Source organism: Desulfuromonas sp. DDH964 (assembly GCF_001611275.1).
Taxonomy (GTDB): Bacteria; Desulfobacterota; Desulfuromonadia; order Desulfuromonadales; family DDH964; genus DDH964.
Map to the genome: position 1 here is coordinate 2,855,001 of NZ_CP015080.1, position 20,009 is coordinate 2,875,009.

Below are 20,009 nucleotides of genomic sequence, written 5' to 3' on the forward strand. Positions count from 1 at the left end.
TTGCGGGACTTAACCCAACATCTCACGACACGAGCTGACGACAGCCATGCAGCACCTGTCACCGATCCAGCCGAACTGACCCCTATGTTTCCATAAGGTGCGATCGGGATGTCAAACCCAGGTAAGGTTCTTCGCGTTGCGTCGAATTAAACCACATGCTCCACCGCTTGTGCGGGCCCCCGTCAATTCCTTTGAGTTTTAGTCTTGCGACCGTACTCCCCAGGCGGGGTACTTAATGCGTTAGCTTCGGCACTGCAGGGGTCAATACCCGCAACACCTAGTACCCATCGTTTACGGCGTGGACTACCAGGGTATCTAATCCTGTTTGCTCCCCACGCTTTCGCGTCTCAGCGTCAGTATCGGTCCAGGTAGCCGCCTTCGCCACCGGTGTTCCTCCGAATATCTACGGATTTCACCCCTACACTCGGAATTCCACTACCCTCTCCCGTACTCAAGTTCGCCAGTTTCCAATGCACTTCCCAGGTTGAGCCCGGGGCTTTCACATCAGACTTAACGAACCGCCTACACGCGCTTTACGCCCAATAATTCCGAACAACGCTCGCACCCTCCGTATTACCGCGGCTGCTGGCACGGAGTTAGCCGGTGCTTCCTTTGAGGGTACCGTCAGGCCTGCCGGATATTAACCGACAGGAGGTTCTTCCCTCTGACAGAGCTTTACGACCCGAGGGCCTTCATCACTCACGCGGCGTTGCTGCGTCAGGCTTTCGCCCATTGCGCAAAATTCCCCACTGCTGCCTCCCGTAGGAGTCTGGACCGTGTCTCAGTTCCAGTGTGGCTGATCATCCTCTCAGACCAGCTACCCATCGTAGCCTTGGTAGGCCGTTACCCTACCAACTAGCTAATGGGCCGCGGACTCATCCAATGACGGTAGGCCCGAAGGTCCCCACCTTTTCCCGCAAGAACCGAAGTTCCCGTGGGCTTATCCGGTATTAGCACCCCTTTCGAGATGTTATCCCCGACCATTGGGTAGATTATCCACGTGTTACTCACCCGTGCGCCACTTTACTCGCGGACCGAAGTCCACTTTCACGTTCGACTTGCATGTGTTAAGCACGCCGCCAGCGTTCGTTCTGAGCCAGGATCAAACTCTCCAGTTGTATAACTGAAATATTTGATTCTGTCTTTTTGGTTTGACTTTTGCCCGTACAAACCTATCTACAAGCGTCTGCTATTTAGTTTTCAAAGACCAGGGAAAACAAACCCGCTACCCGTTGGCAGCGGAACGTAACTCTATCCAAACCCGCCCTGCCTGTCAAGTGCTTTTCGCACCCTTTTTCAAACCTGCCCTACCGCTTACTTATGCCCCGAAGAGCCGTTCAGCAACGAAGCGTGTTTATACCCGAACCCCTCGCCCATTGTCAAGCCACTTCTTTGGCTTTTTTCGACCCGGCGTGAACCGGAGAAAGGTGCTCGGCAAGGCGTCGGACTATAGCGAACCCCATCGCATCCGTCAAGGCACTTTTGGGGTTTTGCCTGTTTTCTTTTTCGTTGCCCAGGATGGGGTCAGAACGCTGCCCTCACACGGCCTCGATAATATAGTAATTCTTTTTCCCCTTCTGGATCAGAAGGTAGGATTCGCTGATCAGATCGGCGCCGGTCACCAGGTACTCCTGATCGGTCAACCTGTTCTTGTTCAGACTGAGGCCATTCCCCTGTATGGTCCGGCGCAGCTCGCCCTTGGACGGAAAGACTGTCGTTTCCGTGGCGAGCAAGTCGATCACCGGCACACCAGCGTTCAGCTTTTCACGGGGGATTTCGAAGGTCGGCACCCCCTCGAACACGGCCAGAAAGGTCTCCCGGTCCAGCTTCGCCAGGCTTCCCGCCGTGGCATTGCCAAACAGGATCTGCGAAGCTTCCACGGCTTTTTCGTATTCACCCTCGCCATGAACCATGCAGGTCACCTCCTTTGCCAGGCGTTTCTGCAACGGTCGCAAGTGCGGCGCGGCGGCCTGCTCCGCGGCCAGTCCGGACACTTCCTCTTTGCCGAGGAGGGTGAAGATCTTGATGTACTTCTCGGCATCGGCATCGGAGACATTGAGCCAGAACTGGTAGAACTTGTAGGGTGTCGTCAGTCTCGGGTCGAGCCAGACGTTGCCGCTTTCGGTTTTGCCGAACTTGCCCCCATCCGCCTTGGTGATCAGCGGGCAGGTCAAGGCAAAAGCCTCGCCTCCCTCCTTGCGCCGGATGAGTTCGGTTCCGGTCGTGATATTCCCCCACTGGTCGGAACCGCCCATCTGCAGCTTGCAGTTCTTCTCACGATAGAGATGCAGGAAGTCGGTCCCCTGAACCAGCTGGTAGGTGAATTCGGTAAAGGACAGCCCGGTTTTGGCATCTTCCCCGAGACGCTTTTTGACGCTCTCCTTGGCCATCATGTAGTTGACGGTAATGTGCTTGCCGATGTCGCGGATAAAGTCCAGGAAGGTAAAATCCTTCATCCAGTCATAGTTATTGACCAGCTCGGCGGCATTGGGAGCATCCGATTCGAAGTCGAGAAACTTCGCCAGCTGCTTCTTCAGGCATTCCTCGTTATGCCGCAGGGTCGGCTCGTCGAGCAGATTGCGCTCGGCCGATTTCCCCGACGGGTCACCGATCATGCCGGTCGCCCCGCCGACCAGGGCAATCGGCTTATGGCCGGCAAGCTGCAGATGCTTGAGCATCATCACGCTGACCAGGTGGCCGATATGCAGCGAGTCGGCAGTTGGGTCAATTCCGACGTAAGCCGTTGTCATTTCCTTTTGGAGCTGCGCATCCGTCCCGGGCGTGATGTCGTGGATCATGCCACGCCAGGTCAATTCCTCGACAAAATTCATGGTCACTACCTGCGATTCAGTGGTTCAGGCCACGCTCTGCCCATGGCCGTATCTAACGTCGGAACCTCACTTCAGCCAATCATCTCACTGACGCGCTCTACGGCAAGGGCGCGCCCGGTCCCTTCATCGATCTCCACCACCAGCCCGCACAGAACCGGGTCCTTCTTGGCGACCTCGAACCGAACCGGGACCTGGGTCAGGAAACGTTCAATGGAAAGCTCCTTGCGAATGCCGATGACCCCATCACGACTGCCGGTCATGCCGGCGTCGGTCAGGTAGGCGGTCCCACCGGGGAGGATCTGCTCGTCGGCAGTCTGGACATGGGTATGGGTGCCAACCACCAGCGACACCCGCCCATCGAGGTAGTGCCCCAGGGCGACTTTTTCGCTGGTCGCCTCGGCATGGAAGTCGACGAGAATCACCGAGGTCTGCCGGCGCAGCTCTTCGACCAGGGCATCGGCCGCACGGAAGGGGCAGTCGAGGTTGTTCATGAAGACCCGCCCCTCGAGATTGATGACACCAACCGGGATATCGCCGGCGGTGCGGTAGATCCCCACTCCACGCCCCGGCAATCCGGCCGGGTAATTGGCCGGGCGCAGCAGTCGCGAGTCATTTTCCAGCTGGTCGTAGATTTCGCGCTTGTCCCAGATGTGATTGCCCGAGGTGAGGACATCGATGCCAAAGCTGAACAGGTCCCTGGCGACATCGTTGGTCAGGCCGAAGCCGGCAGCGGCATTTTCGCCATTGGCGACCACCAGGTCGACGGCATGGCGGTCAATCAATCTTCCGAGCCGCGCTTCGAGGGCCGTGCGGCCCGGACGTCCAACCACATCCCCGATAAAAAGAATTTTCACACTGACCTCAACAAAAGCACTGCTCGTGGCCCTGGCGACCAGGGAGGCGTAACTACTTGGCGAACTCGATCGCCCGGGTTTCGCGGATCACGTTCACCTTGATCTGCCCCGGGTAGGTCATTTCGTTTTCGATCTTCTTGGCGATGTCGCGCGCCAGGACATAGGCCTGGGTGTCCGACACCTCTTCGCTCGCCACCATGACGCGGATCTCCCGTCCCGCCTGGATGGCAAAACAGCTGGTGCAGCCGGGGAAAGAGGTTCCGATCCGCTCCAGGTCGGCGAGACGCTTGACGTAGGTTTCGAGCATCTCCCGACGGGCGCCGGGGCGGGCGCCGGAGAGGGCATCCGCAGCCTGGACCAGCACGGCGAGGATCGTTTCGGGCTTCTCGTCCTCATGATGGGCGGCCAGGGCGTGGACGATTTTTGCCGTCTCGCCGTACTTGCGGGCGAGGTCGGCACCGATGACGGCGTGCGACCCTTCGATCTCGTGGTCGACTGCCTTGCCGATATCATGCAGCAGGCCGGCCCGCTTCGCCTGCTTGACGTTGATTCCAAGCTCCGAAGCCATGATCCCGCAAAGGAAGGCGACCTCCAGGGAGTGCTGCAGCACGTTCTGCCCGTAGGAGGTCCGGTATTTCAACCGCCCCAGCAACTTGATGATCTCCGGATGGATGCCATGGACACCGACGTCGAAGGTTGCCTGTTCGCCCGCTTCGCGAATCGCCTCGTCGACCTCCTGCTGTGCCTTGTTGACCACCTCCTCGATCCGCGCCGGATGGATCCGGCCATCGACGATCAGCCGCTCCAAGGCAAGCCGGGCCACTTCGCGGCGCACCGGGTTGAACCCGGAGATGATCACCGCTTCCGGCGTATCGTCGATAATCAGGTCGATGCCGGTGGCCGCCTCGATCGCCCGGATATTGCGGCCTTCGCGACCGATGATCCGCCCCTTCATTTCGTCGGTCGGCAGGGGGACCACGCTGACCGCCTTCTCGGCGACATAATCGCCGGCATAGCGCTGAATCGCCAGGGCCAGGATCTCCTTGGCCTTCTTGTCGGCGCTCTCCCGCGCATCATCCTCGATCTGCTTGATGCGCTTGGCAGCGTCATGGCGGGCTTCGCTCTCCATCCCCTGCATCAAAACTTCCTTGGCCTCTTCCGAGCTCATCCCGGAGATCCGCTCCAGCTGCAGCCGCTGCTCAGCAATCAGCTCGCCGACCTGCTTCTCGCGGGTGGCCAGAGCCTCCTCGTTCTCGGCATGCTGCCGCTCCCGCTTGAAGAAATCCTCTTCGCGCCCGTCGAGCTGGGCCGCCTTGCGGTCAAGGTTCTCCTCCTTCTGCAGCAGACGCTTCTCCTGGGCCAGGATCTCCTTGCGCAGTTCCCGGGATTCCTGTTCCCACTCGCTCTTCGCCTGGATCACCGCGTCCTTGGCCTGGATAACTGCATCCTTGCGCAGGGTTTCGGCTTCCTTGCGGGCGCTTTCAAGCAGCAGCACCGCTTCGGCCCTGGCATCAGACAATTGGGAATCGGCACTTTTGCGCCGCAACAGCATCCCGAGACCGACACCGCCGGCGAGTGCGGCGACGATAGCAACGACGATCAGTTCTATTTGCAAGGTCCGTCCCTCCTCACGTGTTGTTTAGGTTGCCAGCTTCGGGCGCCAGCCCGCGCTGGTGGCAATTATTGACGAAAATCAATGACCCGCGTTTCGGTTACCAGTAGATCGAGGCGGACATCGTGCCCCTCCCGCGGCAGCTGGCCCACCACCTGCAGATCAAAAGCAAATCCGACCAGCAGGGGCCGCTCCGTCGCGGTGCAGAAAGTCCTGTCGTAATACCCCTTGCCGTAACCGAGGCGATGCCCGAGAAGATCAAAGGCGACACCGGGAATGACGGCGAGATCGATGGCCGCCAACGGAACCACTGCCCCGGCTGCCGGTTCGAGAACGCCAAAAGCGCCCGGCGCCAGCATGTCGCGCCCTTCGACCCGGTAAAACTCCAGACCGGCGCTGCAGACGCGGGGGAAAACGACACTCTTCCCCTGCTGCCGGGCCACGTCAAAAACGAGATCCGTGAAAACTTCGCCGGCGACGGCACTGTAGAGTGCGACAGATTCCGCCGCCGAAAATTCCGGCCGTGCCAGCAGCCGCTGCTGCACCTGCAGACTGCCGGCGAGGCACACTTCCGCGGCGAGAAGACGCCGCCGATTCAGGACGGTTTGCCGAATGGAGGTTTTGGGCATGGCAGAGACCCCCCGCTGAACCGGGCAATCCCTGTAGGAGAAGCTTCGGATGGAATGGTGAGAGGATCCGGCGCTGCTTTCCGAACTACGTCAGCTCAATTCCTGGCCCTGACCGACCCCGTGCGGCAACGCCAGAGGCGCCCCGCGACCCCTGTTGCCGGTGAGACGGTCCCAGGCGGGTGTCCCGGCCGATACAATCAGTCCCTGCCCGAAAGGCAGGAGGGTCTGGCGAGAGGTTGACAACGAACCTGCGCGAAACGTCGTTCATGGATCCGGATCGAGAAGCTCCCGTAAAGCGGGAGGCGTGTACCATCAGCCAATCTATCTGAAGTCTCCTTACAGAGAACCTGTTGCCTGTATCCTAATTATTCAACTCCCGGGTTTCACCGGAGGCGGCGCAGCACAGGCGGCCTCAATGCGGGCCAGCAACTTCTGCAACCGCTCCTCCGCACCTTCATCACCCCCGGCAGGCGCCTGGCGCCTGGCAGCAAAGAGCTCCCCGGCGACATTGAGCAGTGCGAGAACAACGGCGGTGTAGCTGTCTGCCGTCCGTGCGGCGCTCTGCACCTCGGCGACCCGACGGTCGACGAACTCGGCGATCTGCCGTACCTCAGCGGGGTCAGACTCGCTGCGCAGCGTATATTGCTGGCCGAGAATTGTCACCTGGACACTCTGCTTCAAGGCGCCCTGCGCTCCTTCGCCGGCAGTTTGCCAAGTACCAGGTCAAGCTCGCGCCGAAAGACCTGGCGTTCCTCTTCCAGGCGCGCCTGACGCTCCCGCAGGCGGAGATTTTCCTCCTGCAGGGTCTGCAGCTCATCGAGGAGCTGGTCGACCTTCTCTTCCAGGCGGACAATGACGGTTAAATCCACGGGTTATCTTCTCCAGCGTGGGCCCATACTACGGGAAAGAGAACCGCCTAGTCAAGGCCTTTCCTCGGCCGGAAAGAGCGCCTCGACAAAGAGATCGGGGTCGAAGGGACGCAAATCCTCCACCCCTTCGCCGATCCCTACGAACTGAACCGGCAGCCCCAGCTCGGCACCGATCGCCACGACGATTCCCCCCTTGGCGGTCCCATCGAGCTTGGAGAGCACCAGTCCGGTCACTTCGACCGCATCCCGGAAGAGCCGGGCCTGGGAAAGGGCGTTCTGGCCGGTGGTGGCATCGAGGACGAGCAGTGTTTCATGGGGCGCGCCAGGGATCTCCCGCGCCAGCACCCGGCGAATCTTCTTCAGTTCCTCCATCAGATTGACCTTGGTGTGCAGGCGCCCGGCAGTATCCAGCAGCAGAACATCCGCCTGGCGCGCCAGCGCTGCCTTGGCGGCGTCGAAGGCGACCGCGGCCGGATCACTCCCTTCGGCGTGCCGGATGACATCGACCCCCGAGCGCTCACCCCAGATCGCCAACTGCTCAGCTGCCGCGGCGCGGAAGGTATCGCCGGCGCCGAGGACGACCTTCTTCCCCTGATCGGCATACTGGCGGGCGAGCTTGCCGATGGTGGTGGTCTTGCCGACGCCGTTGACGCCGACCAGCATGATCACCTGGGGTGGCGACGATGGCGCCGCGAGCTTTGCTTTCGGAAAGAGACGCGACCGGATTTCTTCCCGCAAAAACTGGCGGACCTGGCTCGGGTCCCCCTTGCCTTCCCGGGAAATCCGGCTCTCAATGGCGGCAATCAGTTCCTGGCTGGTGCGCACGCCGAAATCGGCCGTCACCAGAATTTCCTCCAGCTCCTCAAAAAGGTCGGCGTCGATGACCTCACGGCCGCGTAGCAGGGTGTCGAGACGGCCGACCACGGAAGCCTGGGTTTTGGCCAGTCCGGCACGCATCCGTTCGAACAGGGTGAGCTCTGGCGCTGGGGCCGGCGCAAGCGGGGCGATTTCCTCCGCCGTGGCGGCCCGGGTCGGTTCGGTGGCGCCGGAGGGTTCCCCCGCCGCCTCTTCCTCCGGTGCGGCTTCGGGTGCTTCCGTGGCCGGCGGCGCAGCAACCGGAGGCTGTGCAGAGCCGGCATCCGGCGTCACCCGGCGGCGCAGACGCCAGACGACGAGGAGCAAGCCGACCACCAGCAGCACGGCGACAACATAAAGAAGAACCAGGGCGACCAGGGGCCGATTGGCTTCGGCCACTCCAATGGCGGCCAGCAGGCCCTGCAGCGGACCGAGTATTCTATCGAGCGAAAGCATCAGGGAACAGGCTCCAGTGCAACCCGCCGCAGGCGGGTCAAGGGGTTTCAGGTTAATCGATCTCGCGGCGCAGCTGTACGACACAACGCCGCATTTCAAAGAGGGCGCGTCCCAGCGCGTCCCCCCGCGCTACGGTCAAGACCAGGAAATATTCCCGCGTGACCGGCATGATCAGGGTCTCGACCCGGGCCGTGGAGACAATGATCTCCTCCAGGTCGGCCCCTTCCAGGCGGGCGACGGCCGAACGCAGATGCTCAAGAATTACCCCCTTATGGGCACCGAGGATCTTCAGCTCATACTCGTCGATGCGGGAGACGTGATCGACCGCTTCCCCCTCCCAATCGACGATGATGGCTCCCTGGGCACCAGGGACGCTATCGACCAATTTTCCCAGCAAGGATTTGAACGGCATCTTTCGACTTTCAGAATTCGTTGATCCGGACCGACACCAGCTTGGACACGCCCGGCTCTTCCATCGTCACGCCATAGAGGGAATCGGCTATTTCCATGGTCCGCTTGTTATGGGTAATGATAATGAATTGCGACATGCCGGCCATCTCACCGACCAGCTCGTTGAAGCGTCCGATATTGGCATCGTCGAGGGGCGCATCGACCTCGTCGAGGATACAGAAGGGGGAGGGCTTGATCAGGAAGATCGAGAAGATCAGGGCCACCGCAGTGAGAGCCTTCTCGCCACCGGAGAGGAGGCTGACATTCTGCAGCTTCTTCCCTGGCGGCTGGACCACGATATCGATGCCGGTTTCGAGCAGGTCCTCTTCGTCCGTCAGCCGCAGTTCCGCCTGACCACCCCGGAAGAGGCGCGGAAAGACCTCGCGGAACTTGGCGTTCACCTGGTCAAAGGTCTCGCGGAAGCGCTTGCGCGTTGTCCGGTTGATGCGGGCAATCGCCGTCTGCAGGCCGTTGAGGGACTCGCGCAAGTCCTCCTGCTGGGTGGTCAGGAAGAGGTGTCGTTCTTCCAACTCCTCGTATTCCTCGATGGCAGTGAGGTTGACCTCGCCCATCTCGTCGATCAGCCGCCGCAACTCTTCGAGGCGACGCTCACCCGCGGCGACATCCTCCCCTTGCGGCTCGGCAGGCGGCAGAGTGCCGAGATCGACCCGGTAGCGGTCGAGGATCGTCTGCCGCAAATGCTCCGCCTCCAGCTGCAATTCACGCCCCGCCAGCTGCAGCCCGCCCAACTCGTCGCGGGCCTGACTGACCCGGCCGCGCAGGGCACGCAGTTCCTCCTCCCGCAGCAGAATTCCGGCGCCGAACTCCTCGAACCCGTCGCGGCGCTGGTCGAGCCCCTCCTTCTCCTCCTCACGCCTCTGGTAAAGCAGGTCGAGCTCAATCCGGGCGCGCTCGATCGTCTCCCGCAGGGTCTGCTGCTCCTGCTCCCCCTCCCCCTGGCGCGCGAGGATCAGCGCCCGGCGTCCCTGCAGTTCACTGCGCAGCCGGGCGAGGCGTTCGATGCCACTGCGGCTTCCCTCTTCGCGTTCCCGCAGACTGACCACCGTCATCTTCAGCGCGGTTACCTGTTCCCGGGCGGCCTCGCTCTGCCGCCGCAGCGCCAACAGCTCCTCCTGGAGCCGTCCGACCCGCTCCTCGGCCGCGAGTTTACCGGCCTCCAGTTCAAGGCGTCCCTGGGCGGCTGTGCCGAGCAGGCGTTGCAGCTCCTCATGCTCCTCATGGAGCTGCGCCTCCTCCAGGCTCAACACTTCGAGCCGTTCCTCGAAGCGATCGAGCTCACCGCGCAGCCGCACCAGGTCCTTTTCACTATCGACAAGCTTGAGTTCCTTGCGGTGCAGGGCAGCCTCGAGCTCGCGCAACTGCTCATCGCTCGCGGTCATGGCCTGGCGCAGGTCATCCCGCTCCCGTTGCAGGCCTTCCACCTGGCGACTGAATGCGGCGACCTGCCCGGCCAACTCCTTCATCTCGCGTTTTTTATGCAGCAGCCCCTGGTCGAGGGCGGTGCGCGCGCCGCCGGTCAATTCGCCGCGCGCGGTCAACACCTCTCCCGCTGCTGTCACCAGGGTCGTCCCTTCCGGAAGTCCGCCGTGGAGAAAGGGCTCCAGGTCGGGGACGACCCAGATTCCCTGCAGCAGGCTGCCAACCAGGGGAGCGAAATCCGGTCGCAACGTCACCAGGGAATCGAGGGGCTGCCCGCCAGGTACCGCTCCCGTCGCCGCCGGAGAAAAACCGGGGAGAAGAAAACTGCAGCGGCTGTCCGCCGCCCGCAAGCGGTCGAAGGCCGCTGCCACTTCCGTGGTCCGGGGGGCCAGGATGGTCTGCAACCGCTCCCCGAGCACCGCCTCGACCGCCGCTTCGTAACCGGCGGCAACCTCCAGGGCATCGGCGACCATGCCGGCGAAGGATTGCCGCAGCTCGTCATCGCCGAGGACCAGGCGCACGCCACGGCCGTATCCTTCCAGGTTCTGCTCCAGTTGTTGCAGGGACTCGAGCCGGGATCGGGCCCGGTTATGCTCCTCGCGCCGAACCAGCAGAGTCGCCTCATTCTCCTCGCTGCGCCGCCGCTGCGCAAGCAGCGCTTCCCGGCACTCTTCCCGCTCGGCGAGTAGCGCCTCGCGCCGTTGCCGGAAGCTGTCCAGGGACCCTTCCAGCGCTTCGCATTGGCGCCGGATTTCTTCCATCTGCTCACGGACACCGATGACCTCGGCCCGGCTTCGACCGCTGCGCTGGTCGAGACCGGCCAGGCGGCGTTCGGCGTCCTCCTGCTGGGAGGAGTACCGGGTCAGGTCGGTGAGGAGTCGGTAAAGAGCGGCCCGCGCTTCTTCGAGCAGCTGCTGGCGCTCGTTTTCCTCGGCCACCGAACGGGCGAGGTCTTGCTCGGCAAGCTGGAGGCGCCCGGCCTCGCGCGCCAGGTCGGCACCAAGCTGCCCCTGACTGCCGCGAAGGGTCGCCTCTTCCTGATCGAGCTCTTCGAGGCGGCGGGCGACATCGGCGAGTTCTCCCGCCAGTCGCTCATGCTGCAGGGTCTGGTTGCGGATCTGGTTGTCGGCCAGCTCGATGCGGGACTCGGTCTTCTGTAACTCGCTGCTGAGGTGAAAGACCCGCTCCTGGACGGCGGCCAGCTCTTTTTCCCGCGCCAGTTGTTGCAGACGCGCCTCGTCCAGCGCCAGCTCTTCCCCCTGCTGCTGGGCTTCGAGGGCCGCCAGCCGCTGTTGCAGAGCGACCTCGCGGCTGCCATCCGCGGCCAGGGCGGCTTGCAACTGGCGGTAACGGCCGGCAGCAAAACGGGTCTCGATGCCGCGCAACTCCTCCCGGTATTCCCGAAAGCGCTCCGCCTTGCGGGCCTGGCGCTTGAGGCTGCTGGTCTGGCGGCGGACCTCGGCGATGATGTCGCTGAGGCGCACCAGGTTCTGGCGGGTGGCATCAATCTTGCGCAACGCCGCCTTCTTGCGCGACTTGAATTTGGTCACTCCGGCCGCTTCTTCGATCAGCGAACGCCGGTCCTCCGGTTTGGCACTGAGGATCTGCCCGATCTTCCCCTGCTCGATGATCGAATAGGTGCGGGCGCCGACCCCGGTATCCATGAAGAGTTCACTGATATCGAGAAGCCGGCAGGGGGTCTTGTTGATAAGGTATTCGCTGTCGCCGTTGCGATAAAGGCGGCGGGTCACCATGATTTCCGCGTAGTCGCGAAAGGCCGGGGGGCCGATACCGTCTTCATTGGCAAAGGTCATCGACACTTCGGCCATGCCGTGCGGCTTGCGGGATTCACTGCCGCCGAAGATCACATCTTCCATGGCGCGGCCACGCAGGTTTTTCGCGTTCTGCTCCCCCATCACCCAGCGGATGGCATCGACGATATTGCTCTTGCCGCAACCGTTGGGGCCAACGATACCGGCCACGCCGGCTTGAAAGTCGAGGCTGACCCGGTCGACGAAGGACTTGAATCCGATTATTTCGACCCGTTTGATTTTCATTTGGGAGAACGTCGACCGCCTGCAGAGAGTGGGGTCCGCCTGGACCGGGGTGGCGCGCCATGTTAGCAAGCCATCCCGATCCTGTAAAGGGCCTTGCCCGGTGCTTTTTACCTGCCGAAACTACCCGCCTTCCGGCTTGCCTGCATCGGCAGCGAGGGGTATGATGAGGCGCGATGATCGACCTTACCGTCCATGAGGATGAAAACGGCATTTCCGTCGGCGCCTGGCTGCAGCAGCGCCTGCCCGGAATTCCCTCCGGCTACCTGCGCCAACTGCTGCGCCGCGGCGAAATCCGGGTTGCCGGGCGAGCGCTCGCCGCGGATGCCTCCCTGCGACCGGGGGACGCCATCGCACTCCCGGAGAACCGCCGGCTCCAGGAGCTGCTTGCCGGCATCCTGCCGCCGCTCACCATCCTGGTCGAGACCCGGGAGGCGCTGATCGTCGCCAAACCGGCAGGAGTGGCCGTCCACCGCGGGGTCGGCCACGAAACGGATCATCTCGGCCTGCGGGTTGAGCAGCTCCTGCGCCAGCGGCGTCAGACTTTTCGCACCGCACCGGTCCACCGCCTCGATGCGGCAACCTCCGGCCCGGTCCTGTTCGGCAAGGGACGCCAGGCGATTGCCGCTTTCGGCGGCGTCTTCATGAACGGGCCGACCAGCAAGCGTTACCTGGCCCTGGTGGCCGGGAGGACCCCGACCGAAGGGACCCTCGACTCGCCGGTACCGGTCAGGGGACGTGATTACGCGGCAACAACCCGATTCCGATGCCTCGCCGGCAATGGCAACCTCTCCCTGCTCGAACTGCAGCTATTGACCGGCCGCCGTCACCAGTTGCGCCGCCAACTGGCAGACGCTGGGCACCCGATTGCCGGCGATGAGCGCTACCGGGGAGGAGCACTGCCAGGCCTTGGCCGCCTCTTCCTCCATTGCCGGCAGCTGGTCGTGGCCAACCCCTTCGGCGAAGAGCCGCTGGTGGCCGAACTCGCCCTCCCCGGCGACCTGGCGCAGCTGCTCGACAGGCTCGGGCTGCAGCTGCCGCCGCCCCTTGGCGCTGGCGGACCAACGATTCTTCTTTAAATTTCATCGCCGGCCCCATCTTGGCACGATCTGCCGAAAGGTTTTTTCGCGTGCGGCGTCACCCCTTTCTGACCTTCCTGTTCGCCCTGCTGCTGGCGTTCGGCGCCTTTTTGGCCTGGTTGCTGACCAGTTTCGATCTCGACAGCTACCGCGCCGAGTTGCAGGAGAGTTTGAGCTCTGCACTCAAGCGCCCGGTGCAGATGGGGAAGATCCGCCTCAGCTTGCGGCACGGACCGGCTATCGATGTTCGCAATGTCGAAGTCGGTACCCCCGAGAGCGCAATGCGGCTGCAGATCGGCCACCTCTATCTGCGCCTGGACCTGGAAGAGCTGCTGCATCGCCGCCTGCAGACCCGCGACCTCTACCTCGACCAACCGGTCCTCACCCTGACCCGCCAGGCCCCGGTCGACGCGGGAACGCCCGCGCCCGAACCGGCGCCCTTCGACCCGCAACTTCTTGAACGGCTCGGCTTCAGCAACTGTACCCTGCGCAACGGCAGCCTGCTCCTCGTCGATCCGCGCCAGCCGCAGGCTGCCAGGGTTCTGGCGATCAAAGCGCTGAACGGGCACCTCAGCGACCTCGCTCCCGGCAGGTCGGGAACCCTTGAGCTCGCCGGGCGCCTCGTTCGAGGGGAGGAAACTGCCCCCTTTGAAATCTCCGGAACCTTGAGACCGGGGGACACCTTTCCCTTCTGGCTGGAAACCCACTATTCCCTGCAGGGTTCCCTCCACAACCTTCCCGCCGGCTGGCTGATGCCGGCTTCGGCACCCGCCCCCGACTGGGGGATCTCTGGGCAGGTCGGGTTAACGGCCCGGCTGCAGGGGATTCCAAAAACCGGGCTGGCCATCGACCTCGCCCTCACCGGGGCTGAGCTCCGCCTTGATTCCCCGAACGGTCCCGGCAGCTCCGCTCTCTTCAGCACCCTTGATCTCACGACCCGCTGGACCCCGGAGAGGGCGGCGATGCGTTTTGAACCGCTGGCGATCGAACTCGACGGCCAGCGCCTGCAAGGCATGGCTACCGTCGAACCGGCGACCAACGGAACGGCCATCAACCTCTCTCTACAGGGGACCGAGCTCCCCCTTCCGGACCTGGGACGAATCCTTCCCGCCGGGGAAAATCCGCTGGTCAATTCCTTGCGCACCAGCATGACTGGCGGCCAGCTTCAGCAGCTCGCCCTCACCTTCCAGCAGCAACCGGACCCCAGCGGCGGTCCGCCGGTCACCCACTATTCGATAAAAGCAAAACTCAACGGTCTTGCCCTGAAGCTGCCCCGGATCGGCGAGATGGAAAACCTCGCCGGCGATTTGGAGCTGACCCCCCTGGCTCTGGCCGTCCGCGATGGTTCCGGCGACCTGGCCGGCAACGAGCTGCGCTTCTCCGGCCGGGTCACCTGGCAGGCCGCCGGGCCACCGCGGATCGAAGCAGTGGCGACCGGCGAGTTCGGCGCCGCCTGGCTCGGAACCCGGCTTGCCGGCATGACCCCAGCCGATCTCGAATTGACCGGGACCTTTCCCCTGCGGGTCACCCTCGGCGGCCAGCTCGACCAGCCCCACTTCGACGCCCATGCCGACCTGCGACAACTGAAGATTCACTTCCGCAACCTCTTCACCAAACCGGCCGGCATCGCCACGGAACTCTTCCTCTCCGGTGACTATGCCGAGCAGCAACTGGCACTCAACTACGGGCGCCTGCACTGTCCGCCGCTCGATGTCAGTGCCGACGGCAGCTTCGCGTTCGGCCAAAGCGACCGCTTCCGCCTCGACCTGCGGCTGGCGCCGGTCGCCCTCGCGGACCTCCCGGAACGGGCGCCACTCCTTAAACCGCTCCAGCTTCGCGGGCTGCTCTCCGGCGAATACTCCCTGCAGGGCGCGGGCGGCAAACTGCAACAGGCGCGCGGCAACCTCAATCTCAACGGCGCCGGGCTCTACCTCGGTGGCATTATCGCTGACCTAAACGATCTCAGCGGCTCCCTTCATTTCAACCAGGGGCAGGCCTCCTTTGCCGGGCTGACCGGGCGCATCGGCCGCTCCTCCTTTACCGCATCCGGCAGCTTCCCCGACCTCACGGCGCCCAGCGGCAGCGTCCACCTGCAGGCGCGCGCGATGCACGCCGATGACCTGATCTTCTACTCCGACCAGGCAATCCTGCGCGATATCGACGCCGAACTGGCCGTTGCCCCGGACCGGCTCGAATTCACGCGGGTGACGACCCATCTCGATGGCGGCACCAAAGCCGAGGTGCGCGGCGCGGTAAGTCACTTCCAGGGGCCGGCCGCAGTCACCCTCGATATCGAAGCCGATTACGGCAACATCGACGAGGTGATTGCACTCTGGAGCCGGTCGCCAGAGGCCCCTGCGCTGCACGTTCCGCCCCACCACGGTCCCCTCCCCGAACTGCTGATCCGTGCCTTCGCCCGGCGCGGCATCATCGGCGGCATGGACTTCGAGGAGGCGCGCGGTGAAATCTCCTTCGCCGATCGAACCCTGGTGATCCATCCCTTGCAGTGCCGGATCGGGCCCGGTTTCGTCACTGGCCAGGTCCTGGTCGAACCGGTCGAAAATTCGCCGCCACGGCTGCACATTTCCGGTCATGCCGAAGGGATCGCCGCGGAGGTGGTTCATCAGCAACTGCTGAAGCAGTCGAGCCTGGTCAAAGGGAGCCTGCGCGGCGACTTCTACCTGCAGGGGATCGCCGGCAGCGAATTTTTGCCGACCTCCCTGGGCGGGTTCAGCATTGAAATCCGCAACGGCGTGCTGCGCGAGTTCAAATCGTTGTCGAAGGTCTTTTCGCTCCTTAACGTCTCGCAGATTCTGGCCCTGAAACTTCCCGACATGGACCGGGAAGGAATGCCCTTTGGCAGGCTGAGCGGAACCTTTAAACTCGACCGGGGGATTCTGAGCAGCGAGGACCTTTTCGTCGAGAGCAACGCCATGAACCTCTCCCTGGTCGGGCAACTCGATCTGGCCCGGCAGCGCCTCGATGCGGTGATGGGGGTCAAGCCGCTGCGCACCGTCGACAAGATCATCACCAACATCCCCATCGCCGGCTGGGTACTGGCTGGCGACGAAAAGGCCTTGATCACCGCGCACTTTTCCATCAAGGGGGCTACCATTGATCCCGAGGTGAGACCGATCCCGATCAGCTCCGTCTCCGGCAAGGTGCTGGGAATTTTTCGCCGCGTCTTCGGTCTGCCGGGAAAAATGGTTGACGATGTCGGGGGGTTGTTACAGGGCGGGAAGTAACAGGGAGGCTCAGGCTTCGCGGACACCGACGTAGACGGTGGCAATGCCGAAGGTCTGGTCGAAGTGGCGCAACCCGCTGAACCCGGCGGCCGCCATCAGGCCCTTGAATGCCTCCTGGTCCGGGAATTCGAGGACCGAGTCGGGGAGATACTGGTAAGCGCTGCGCTGGGAGAAGAGTCCGCCGATCATCGGCAACAGGCGGCGGAAATAGAAGTAGTAAAGGGCCTTGAAGAAGCGGCTCTTCGGGTTGGAGAATTCGAGGATCACAACACGGCCGCCGGGACGCAGCACCCGGAACATCTCCCGCAACCCGGCGGGGCGATCGACCACGTTGCGGATGCCGAAGGCGATGGTCACGCCGTCGAAAACCTGGTCGGGGTGGGGTAGTTCCTCGCAGGGCGCGTTAACCAGGGAAATCCGCTCGCGGTAGGGTGAACTAGCCACCTTTTCCAAGCCATGGACCAGCATCCCCTGGGTGAAGTCGGCGCCAACGATATGCACCGAGGAGGGGGTGCGGGCGGCAATCTCCAGCGCAACATCGCCGGTCCCGGTCGCAACGTCGAGGACCCGTCCCGCCGCCGGAATTTCCAGCTGTCTTACGGCAAAGCGCCGCCAGCGCCGGTCGATGCCGAGGGAGAGGAGACGGTTGAGCAGATCGTAGCGGGGCGCGATGGAATCGAACATGTCACGGATTCCGCGCCCCTTGTCGGAGAGCTTGAACATCGTCCGGGTCGTTCCCTTCCAGGGGTGAGCGAGTGCTTGCCAGCGGCTCGTTATTAGCACATCCCTTCGCTGCCTGTCAGCAAAAAACGCCGGTCGCGCCCCAGCCCTGAAGGCTGCGGCGCCGGAAAGGTCACCCCCTCATGCCCCTTTTGGTTACCGCCGCCATCATTGAAAAGGACGGCCGGTTTCTCGTCACCCGGCGGCCCGATCAGGCCCGCCATGGCGGTCTCTGGGAGTTCCCCGGCGGCAAGCTCGAAGAAGGAGAAGCGCCGGCGCAGGCGCTGCGCCGGGAACTGCTCGAAGAGCTCGACCTGCCGGTGCGGGTCGGTGCCATCTTCGACGTCGTCTTCCACCGTTACGACTGGGGGCCGGTGCTGATTCTCGCCTACCATTGCCATCCGGAGCACCACCGCATTCGCGATCTGCAGGTGGCGGAACACCGCTGGCTCCTCCCCTGCGAACTATTGTCACTCCCCTTTCTCGAAGCCGACCAGCCACTGCTGGAGCGCCTGCAACAGCAAAATCCCGGGGCCATTTTGGCGCAATAGCGTTGCAGCCCAACAAGAACATGGCCTTGGCCTGCCGCTTCGGGTATACTGGCGGACCCAGGGGAGCTACCGATTCCAACCAGACGAAGGAGCCACCATGTCCGGTCGCGAGCGTGTCCAGGTCAACTTTTTCCGTCCTTCCACCCCGGGCATCCGCCAGGAGGTCGCGGTCGCCGCGTCGGTCCTCGCCGTCTGGGCACTGCTCAGCTTCGGCGTTCCACTGCTGATATTCGTCGCCGGCCTCGGCGACCCCTCGGGGCTCGGGGAATCGTTCCTGACCCGGGCTCGCTTTCTCGGTTTTCCGCTCCATTACTGGCTGATCGCCCAGGGCTGTACCATCGGCTACATCCTGCTGTGCAAACTCTATTGCCTGCTGTGGGACAAGCGCATCACGCCGCAGCGCCGCCAGGCGGCAGGAAAGGGAGCCGGGCGATGAGACGCTCTATTTTTACTCCCCTGCTGACCGCTGCCGGCCTGGTCCTGCTCGCCACCCCCGCCGCCTTCGCCGCCGGTGAGGAGATCTTCCAGATCGAACCGGGCTTCAAACTGGTTCCGGCGATCATCATGGTGGCCCTGCTCTGCGTCTACATTGGTGTCGGCTTCCTCTCCCGGGTCAACGAGACCTCGGGCTACTGGGTCGCCGGTCGCGGCATCGGCAAGTACGGCAACGGCGCCGCCATCGCCTCGGACTGGATGAGCGCCGCATCCTTCATGGGGGTGGCGGGTCTACTCTATCTCAAGGGGTGGTTCGGTCTCGGCTACATCATCGGCTGGACCGGCGGCTATGTCCTCCTGCTCTGCCTGCTCGCGGCCCAGATCCGCCGTTTCGGCAAGTACACCATTCCCGAGTTCCTCGGCGACCGTTACGACTGCCACTCGGTGCGCCTGATCGCCGCCGCCGTCACGGTAATCATCGCCATCACCTACTCCACGGCCCAGTTCAAGGGGATCGGCCTGATCTGCGGCTGGATCTTCGGCATGGATTACAATGCCAGCGTCTTCTTTGCCGCCGGCGTCGTCTGTGCATATCTGCTGATCTCCGGCATGGCCGGCGTCACCCGTAACCAGCAGATCCAGTACGTGGTGCTGATCTCCGCCTTCATGATCCCGCTCTGGATTTTGATCCGCAAGGCTGGCGGCGCCGGCATCCTGCCGCAGCTCGAGTACGGCAGCATCCTCTCCGATATCATGCAGGGGAAGGTCGCAACCGGCCATTTGACGCCGGGCGAGATCGAGCAGGTGCGCGAGGCCTACCTCCCCTGGGGCGGCGGCAACTTCTACCAGTTCATCGCCCTGGTCTTCACCCTGATGGTTGGCACCGCCGGCCTCCCCCACATCATGATCCGCTTCTATACCGTCAAGAACGAGGATGTCGCCCGCAAGTCGGTCCTCTGGGGGCTCTTCTTCATCGGCCTGCTCTACTGGTCGTCGCCGGTCTACGCAGCGATGGGCAAGTTCTGGAATCCCCTCGGCGGCCAGGCAGTCGCCGACGTCATTATCCTCTCCGCCCCGGAAAAGGCGGGGCTGGGGATCGCCTTTATCGGCTACCTGGCGGCAGGCGCGATGGCGGCAGGGCTCTCCACCGTCGCCGGACTGCTGGTCGCCGGAGCCTCGGCGATCGCCCACGACTGGTACGCGACGATCTTCCGGCCCGGCTGCACCGACCGCCAGGCCCTCCATGTCGGCCGCATCTTTACCGCCATCCTCTGCGGCATCGTAATCCTGACCGCCCTCAACCCTCCGGCGCTGATCGCCCAGATCGTTGCCATGGCCTTTGCCATCGCCGGCAACACCATCTTCCCCGCCGTCGTTCTGGCCGTCTGGTACGGCAGGGCCAACAAGTATGGAGCCCTCGCCGGGATGGTCTGGGGCCTCGGGATGACCCTGATCGCCATGGCGGGGTGGATCGCCAGAATCCCCTTTTTCGGCGCCGACGGGCTGTTGCCGGCAACCTCTTCGGCCCTGATCGTCTGCCCGCTCGCCTTTCTCATCAATATCCTTGTCTCCAACTTGACCCACTCCCGGGTCACGGAAGAGTCGGCCGGTAAAATGGACAATATCCTGCGCAAGCTGCACAACCTCCCCGGCTACGTCGAGGAGACGCCATCCCGAAGCGGGCCGGTGCATTGAGATGACTGCTGCCGACCAGAACGCCAGGATGCGGCTGCCCGGCGGACGCCAGCGCTGGGCCATGGGCTTTGCCGTCCTCGGCATGCTCCTGATGGGGGTCGATCTGCTGATGACCCGCAACTTCTTCGTCCACATCGCCGAGCTGATGGCGGCCAGCATCTTCTGCTTCGTCTGCGCCCTGCTCCTCGATCGGGGGTCGAACCGCGCCCGGCAGGGAGAAAGCGACTGAAATTG

Annotated in this window: 16 protein-coding genes and 1 rRNA gene (1 of these 17 only partly in view); 6 read left to right on the top strand and 11 right to left on the bottom strand. The window is 63.3% G+C overall.

Translation table 11 applies throughout. From position 1 onward, the window contains the following. The 10 genes from DBW_RS13115 to smc all read right to left on the bottom strand — a co-directional run. Positions 1 to 1,118, bottom strand: a 16S ribosomal RNA gene (locus DBW_RS13115); it reaches 439 nt to the left of the window's first position. Positions 1,119 to 1,538: 420 nt separating this feature from the next. Next, complete coding sequence (tyrS, locus tag DBW_RS13120; RefSeq protein ID WP_066727942.1) at positions 1,539 to 2,831, bottom strand: tyrosine--tRNA ligase; 1,293 nt, start codon at positions 2,829 to 2,831, stop codon at positions 1,539 to 1,541. A gap of 71 nt (positions 2,832 to 2,902) precedes the next feature. Continuing rightward, complete coding sequence (locus DBW_RS13125; RefSeq protein ID WP_082820346.1) at positions 2,903 to 3,685, bottom strand: TIGR00282 family metallophosphoesterase; 783 nt, start codon at positions 3,683 to 3,685, stop codon at positions 2,903 to 2,905. A gap of 52 nt (positions 3,686 to 3,737) precedes the next feature. Next, positions 3,738 to 5,300, bottom strand: a complete 1,563-nt coding sequence (gene rny, locus DBW_RS13130) for a ribonuclease Y (RefSeq protein ID WP_066727944.1) — start codon at positions 5,298 to 5,300, stop codon at positions 3,738 to 3,740. Positions 5,301 to 5,365: 65 nt separating this feature from the next. Continuing rightward, positions 5,366 to 5,926, bottom strand: coding sequence for a 5-formyltetrahydrofolate cyclo-ligase (locus tag DBW_RS13135; protein ID WP_066727945.1), 561 nt, complete (start codon positions 5,924 to 5,926; stop codon positions 5,366 to 5,368). Between the two features lie 369 nt (positions 5,927 to 6,295). Next, positions 6,296 to 6,607: a cell division protein ZapA gene (locus tag DBW_RS13140; protein ID WP_066727946.1), complete on the bottom strand. Its 312-nt coding sequence runs from the start codon at positions 6,605 to 6,607 to the stop codon at positions 6,296 to 6,298. Next, the gene (gene zapB / locus DBW_RS13145; RefSeq protein WP_066727947.1) at positions 6,604 to 6,795 is read right to left on the bottom strand and encodes a cell division protein ZapB; all 192 of its coding nucleotides are present in this window, start codon (positions 6,793 to 6,795) and stop codon (positions 6,604 to 6,606) included. Before zapB ends, DBW_RS13140 begins: the two co-directional genes overlap by 4 nt. Positions 6,796 to 6,846: 51 nt before the next feature. Next, on the bottom strand, positions 6,847 to 8,106 hold the full coding sequence (ftsY, locus tag DBW_RS13150; RefSeq protein WP_066727948.1) for a signal recognition particle-docking protein FtsY: 1,260 nt from the start codon (positions 8,104 to 8,106) through the stop codon (positions 6,847 to 6,849). A 52-nt stretch (positions 8,107 to 8,158) separates the two neighbouring features. Next, on the bottom strand, positions 8,159 to 8,518 hold the full coding sequence (locus DBW_RS13155; protein WP_066727949.1) for a roadblock/LC7 domain-containing protein: 360 nt from the start codon (positions 8,516 to 8,518) through the stop codon (positions 8,159 to 8,161). A 10-nt stretch (positions 8,519 to 8,528) separates the two neighbouring features. After that, complete coding sequence (smc, locus tag DBW_RS13160; protein WP_066727950.1) at positions 8,529 to 12,053, bottom strand: chromosome segregation protein SMC; 3,525 nt, start codon at positions 12,051 to 12,053, stop codon at positions 8,529 to 8,531. Positions 12,054 to 12,226: 173 nt separating this feature from the next. Here smc and DBW_RS13165 point away from each other — a divergent pair, with 173 nt between their 5' ends. Further along, positions 12,227 to 13,129 (top strand): RluA family pseudouridine synthase, encoded by a 903-nt coding sequence (locus DBW_RS13165; RefSeq protein ID WP_066727951.1) that lies wholly within the window; start codon positions 12,227 to 12,229, stop codon positions 13,127 to 13,129. 50 nt (positions 13,130 to 13,179) lie between these two features. Beyond that, on the top strand, positions 13,180 to 16,374 hold the full coding sequence (locus tag DBW_RS13170) for a YhdP family protein (RefSeq protein WP_066727952.1): 3,195 nt from the start codon (positions 13,180 to 13,182) through the stop codon (positions 16,372 to 16,374). A 9-nt stretch (positions 16,375 to 16,383) separates the two neighbouring features. Here DBW_RS13170 and ubiE read toward each other — a convergent pair whose 3' ends face one another. Continuing rightward, a complete protein-coding gene (gene ubiE, locus DBW_RS13175; RefSeq protein ID WP_066727953.1) occupies positions 16,384 to 17,097 on the bottom strand; it encodes a bifunctional demethylmenaquinone methyltransferase/2-methoxy-6-polyprenyl-1,4-benzoquinol methylase UbiE in 714 nt (237 codons plus the stop codon). Between the two features lie 140 nt (positions 17,098 to 17,237). Here ubiE and DBW_RS13180 point away from each other — a divergent pair, with 140 nt between their 5' ends. The 4 genes from DBW_RS13180 to DBW_RS13195 all read left to right on the top strand — a co-directional run bounded on the left by DBW_RS13180 (position 17,238) and on the right by DBW_RS13195 (position 20,004). Beyond that, complete coding sequence (locus DBW_RS13180; protein WP_066727954.1) at positions 17,238 to 17,645, top strand: (deoxy)nucleoside triphosphate pyrophosphohydrolase; 408 nt, start codon at positions 17,238 to 17,240, stop codon at positions 17,643 to 17,645. Between the two features lie 97 nt (positions 17,646 to 17,742). After that, positions 17,743 to 18,081 (top strand): DUF4212 domain-containing protein, encoded by a 339-nt coding sequence (locus DBW_RS13185; protein WP_066727955.1) that lies wholly within the window; start codon positions 17,743 to 17,745, stop codon positions 18,079 to 18,081. Continuing rightward, positions 18,078 to 19,775: a VC_2705 family sodium/solute symporter gene (locus tag DBW_RS13190; RefSeq protein ID WP_066727956.1), complete on the top strand. Its 1,698-nt coding sequence runs from the start codon at positions 18,078 to 18,080 to the stop codon at positions 19,773 to 19,775. Before DBW_RS13185 ends, DBW_RS13190 begins: the two co-directional genes overlap by 4 nt. A gap of 1 nt (position 19,776) precedes the next feature. Next, positions 19,777 to 20,004: a hypothetical protein gene (locus DBW_RS13195; protein ID WP_066727957.1), complete on the top strand. Its 228-nt coding sequence runs from the start codon at positions 19,777 to 19,779 to the stop codon at positions 20,002 to 20,004. Positions 20,005 to 20,009 lie beyond the last annotated feature (5 nt).

Bases quoted from the DNA above. Each gene is read 5' to 3' on its own strand.
- smc (WP_066727950.1), bottom strand. From the start codon at position 12,053: ATGAAAATCAAACGGGTCGAAATAATCGGATTCAAGTCCTTCGTCGAC.
- ubiE (WP_066727953.1), bottom strand. From the start codon at position 17,097: ATGTTCAAGCTCTCCGACAAGGGGCGCGGAATCCGTGACATGTTCGAT.
- DBW_RS13135 (WP_066727945.1), bottom strand. From the start codon at position 5,926: ATGCCCAAAACCTCCATTCGGCAAACCGTCCTGAATCGGCGGCGTCTT.
- DBW_RS13180 (WP_066727954.1), top strand. From the start codon at position 17,238: ATGCCCCTTTTGGTTACCGCCGCCATCATTGAAAAGGACGGCCGGTTT.
- tyrS (WP_066727942.1), bottom strand. From the start codon at position 2,831: ATGAATTTTGTCGAGGAATTGACCTGGCGTGGCATGATCCACGACATC.
- DBW_RS13190 (WP_066727956.1), top strand. From the start codon at position 18,078: ATGAGACGCTCTATTTTTACTCCCCTGCTGACCGCTGCCGGCCTGGTC.
- DBW_RS13185 (WP_066727955.1), top strand. From the start codon at position 17,743: ATGTCCGGTCGCGAGCGTGTCCAGGTCAACTTTTTCCGTCCTTCCACC.
- DBW_RS13155 (WP_066727949.1), bottom strand. From the start codon at position 8,518: ATGCCGTTCAAATCCTTGCTGGGAAAATTGGTCGATAGCGTCCCTGGT.
- DBW_RS13195 (WP_066727957.1), top strand. From the start codon at position 19,777: ATGACTGCTGCCGACCAGAACGCCAGGATGCGGCTGCCCGGCGGACGC.
- DBW_RS13165 (WP_066727951.1), top strand. From the start codon at position 12,227: ATGATCGACCTTACCGTCCATGAGGATGAAAACGGCATTTCCGTCGGC.
- ftsY (WP_066727948.1), bottom strand. From the start codon at position 8,106: ATGCTTTCGCTCGATAGAATACTCGGTCCGCTGCAGGGCCTGCTGGCC.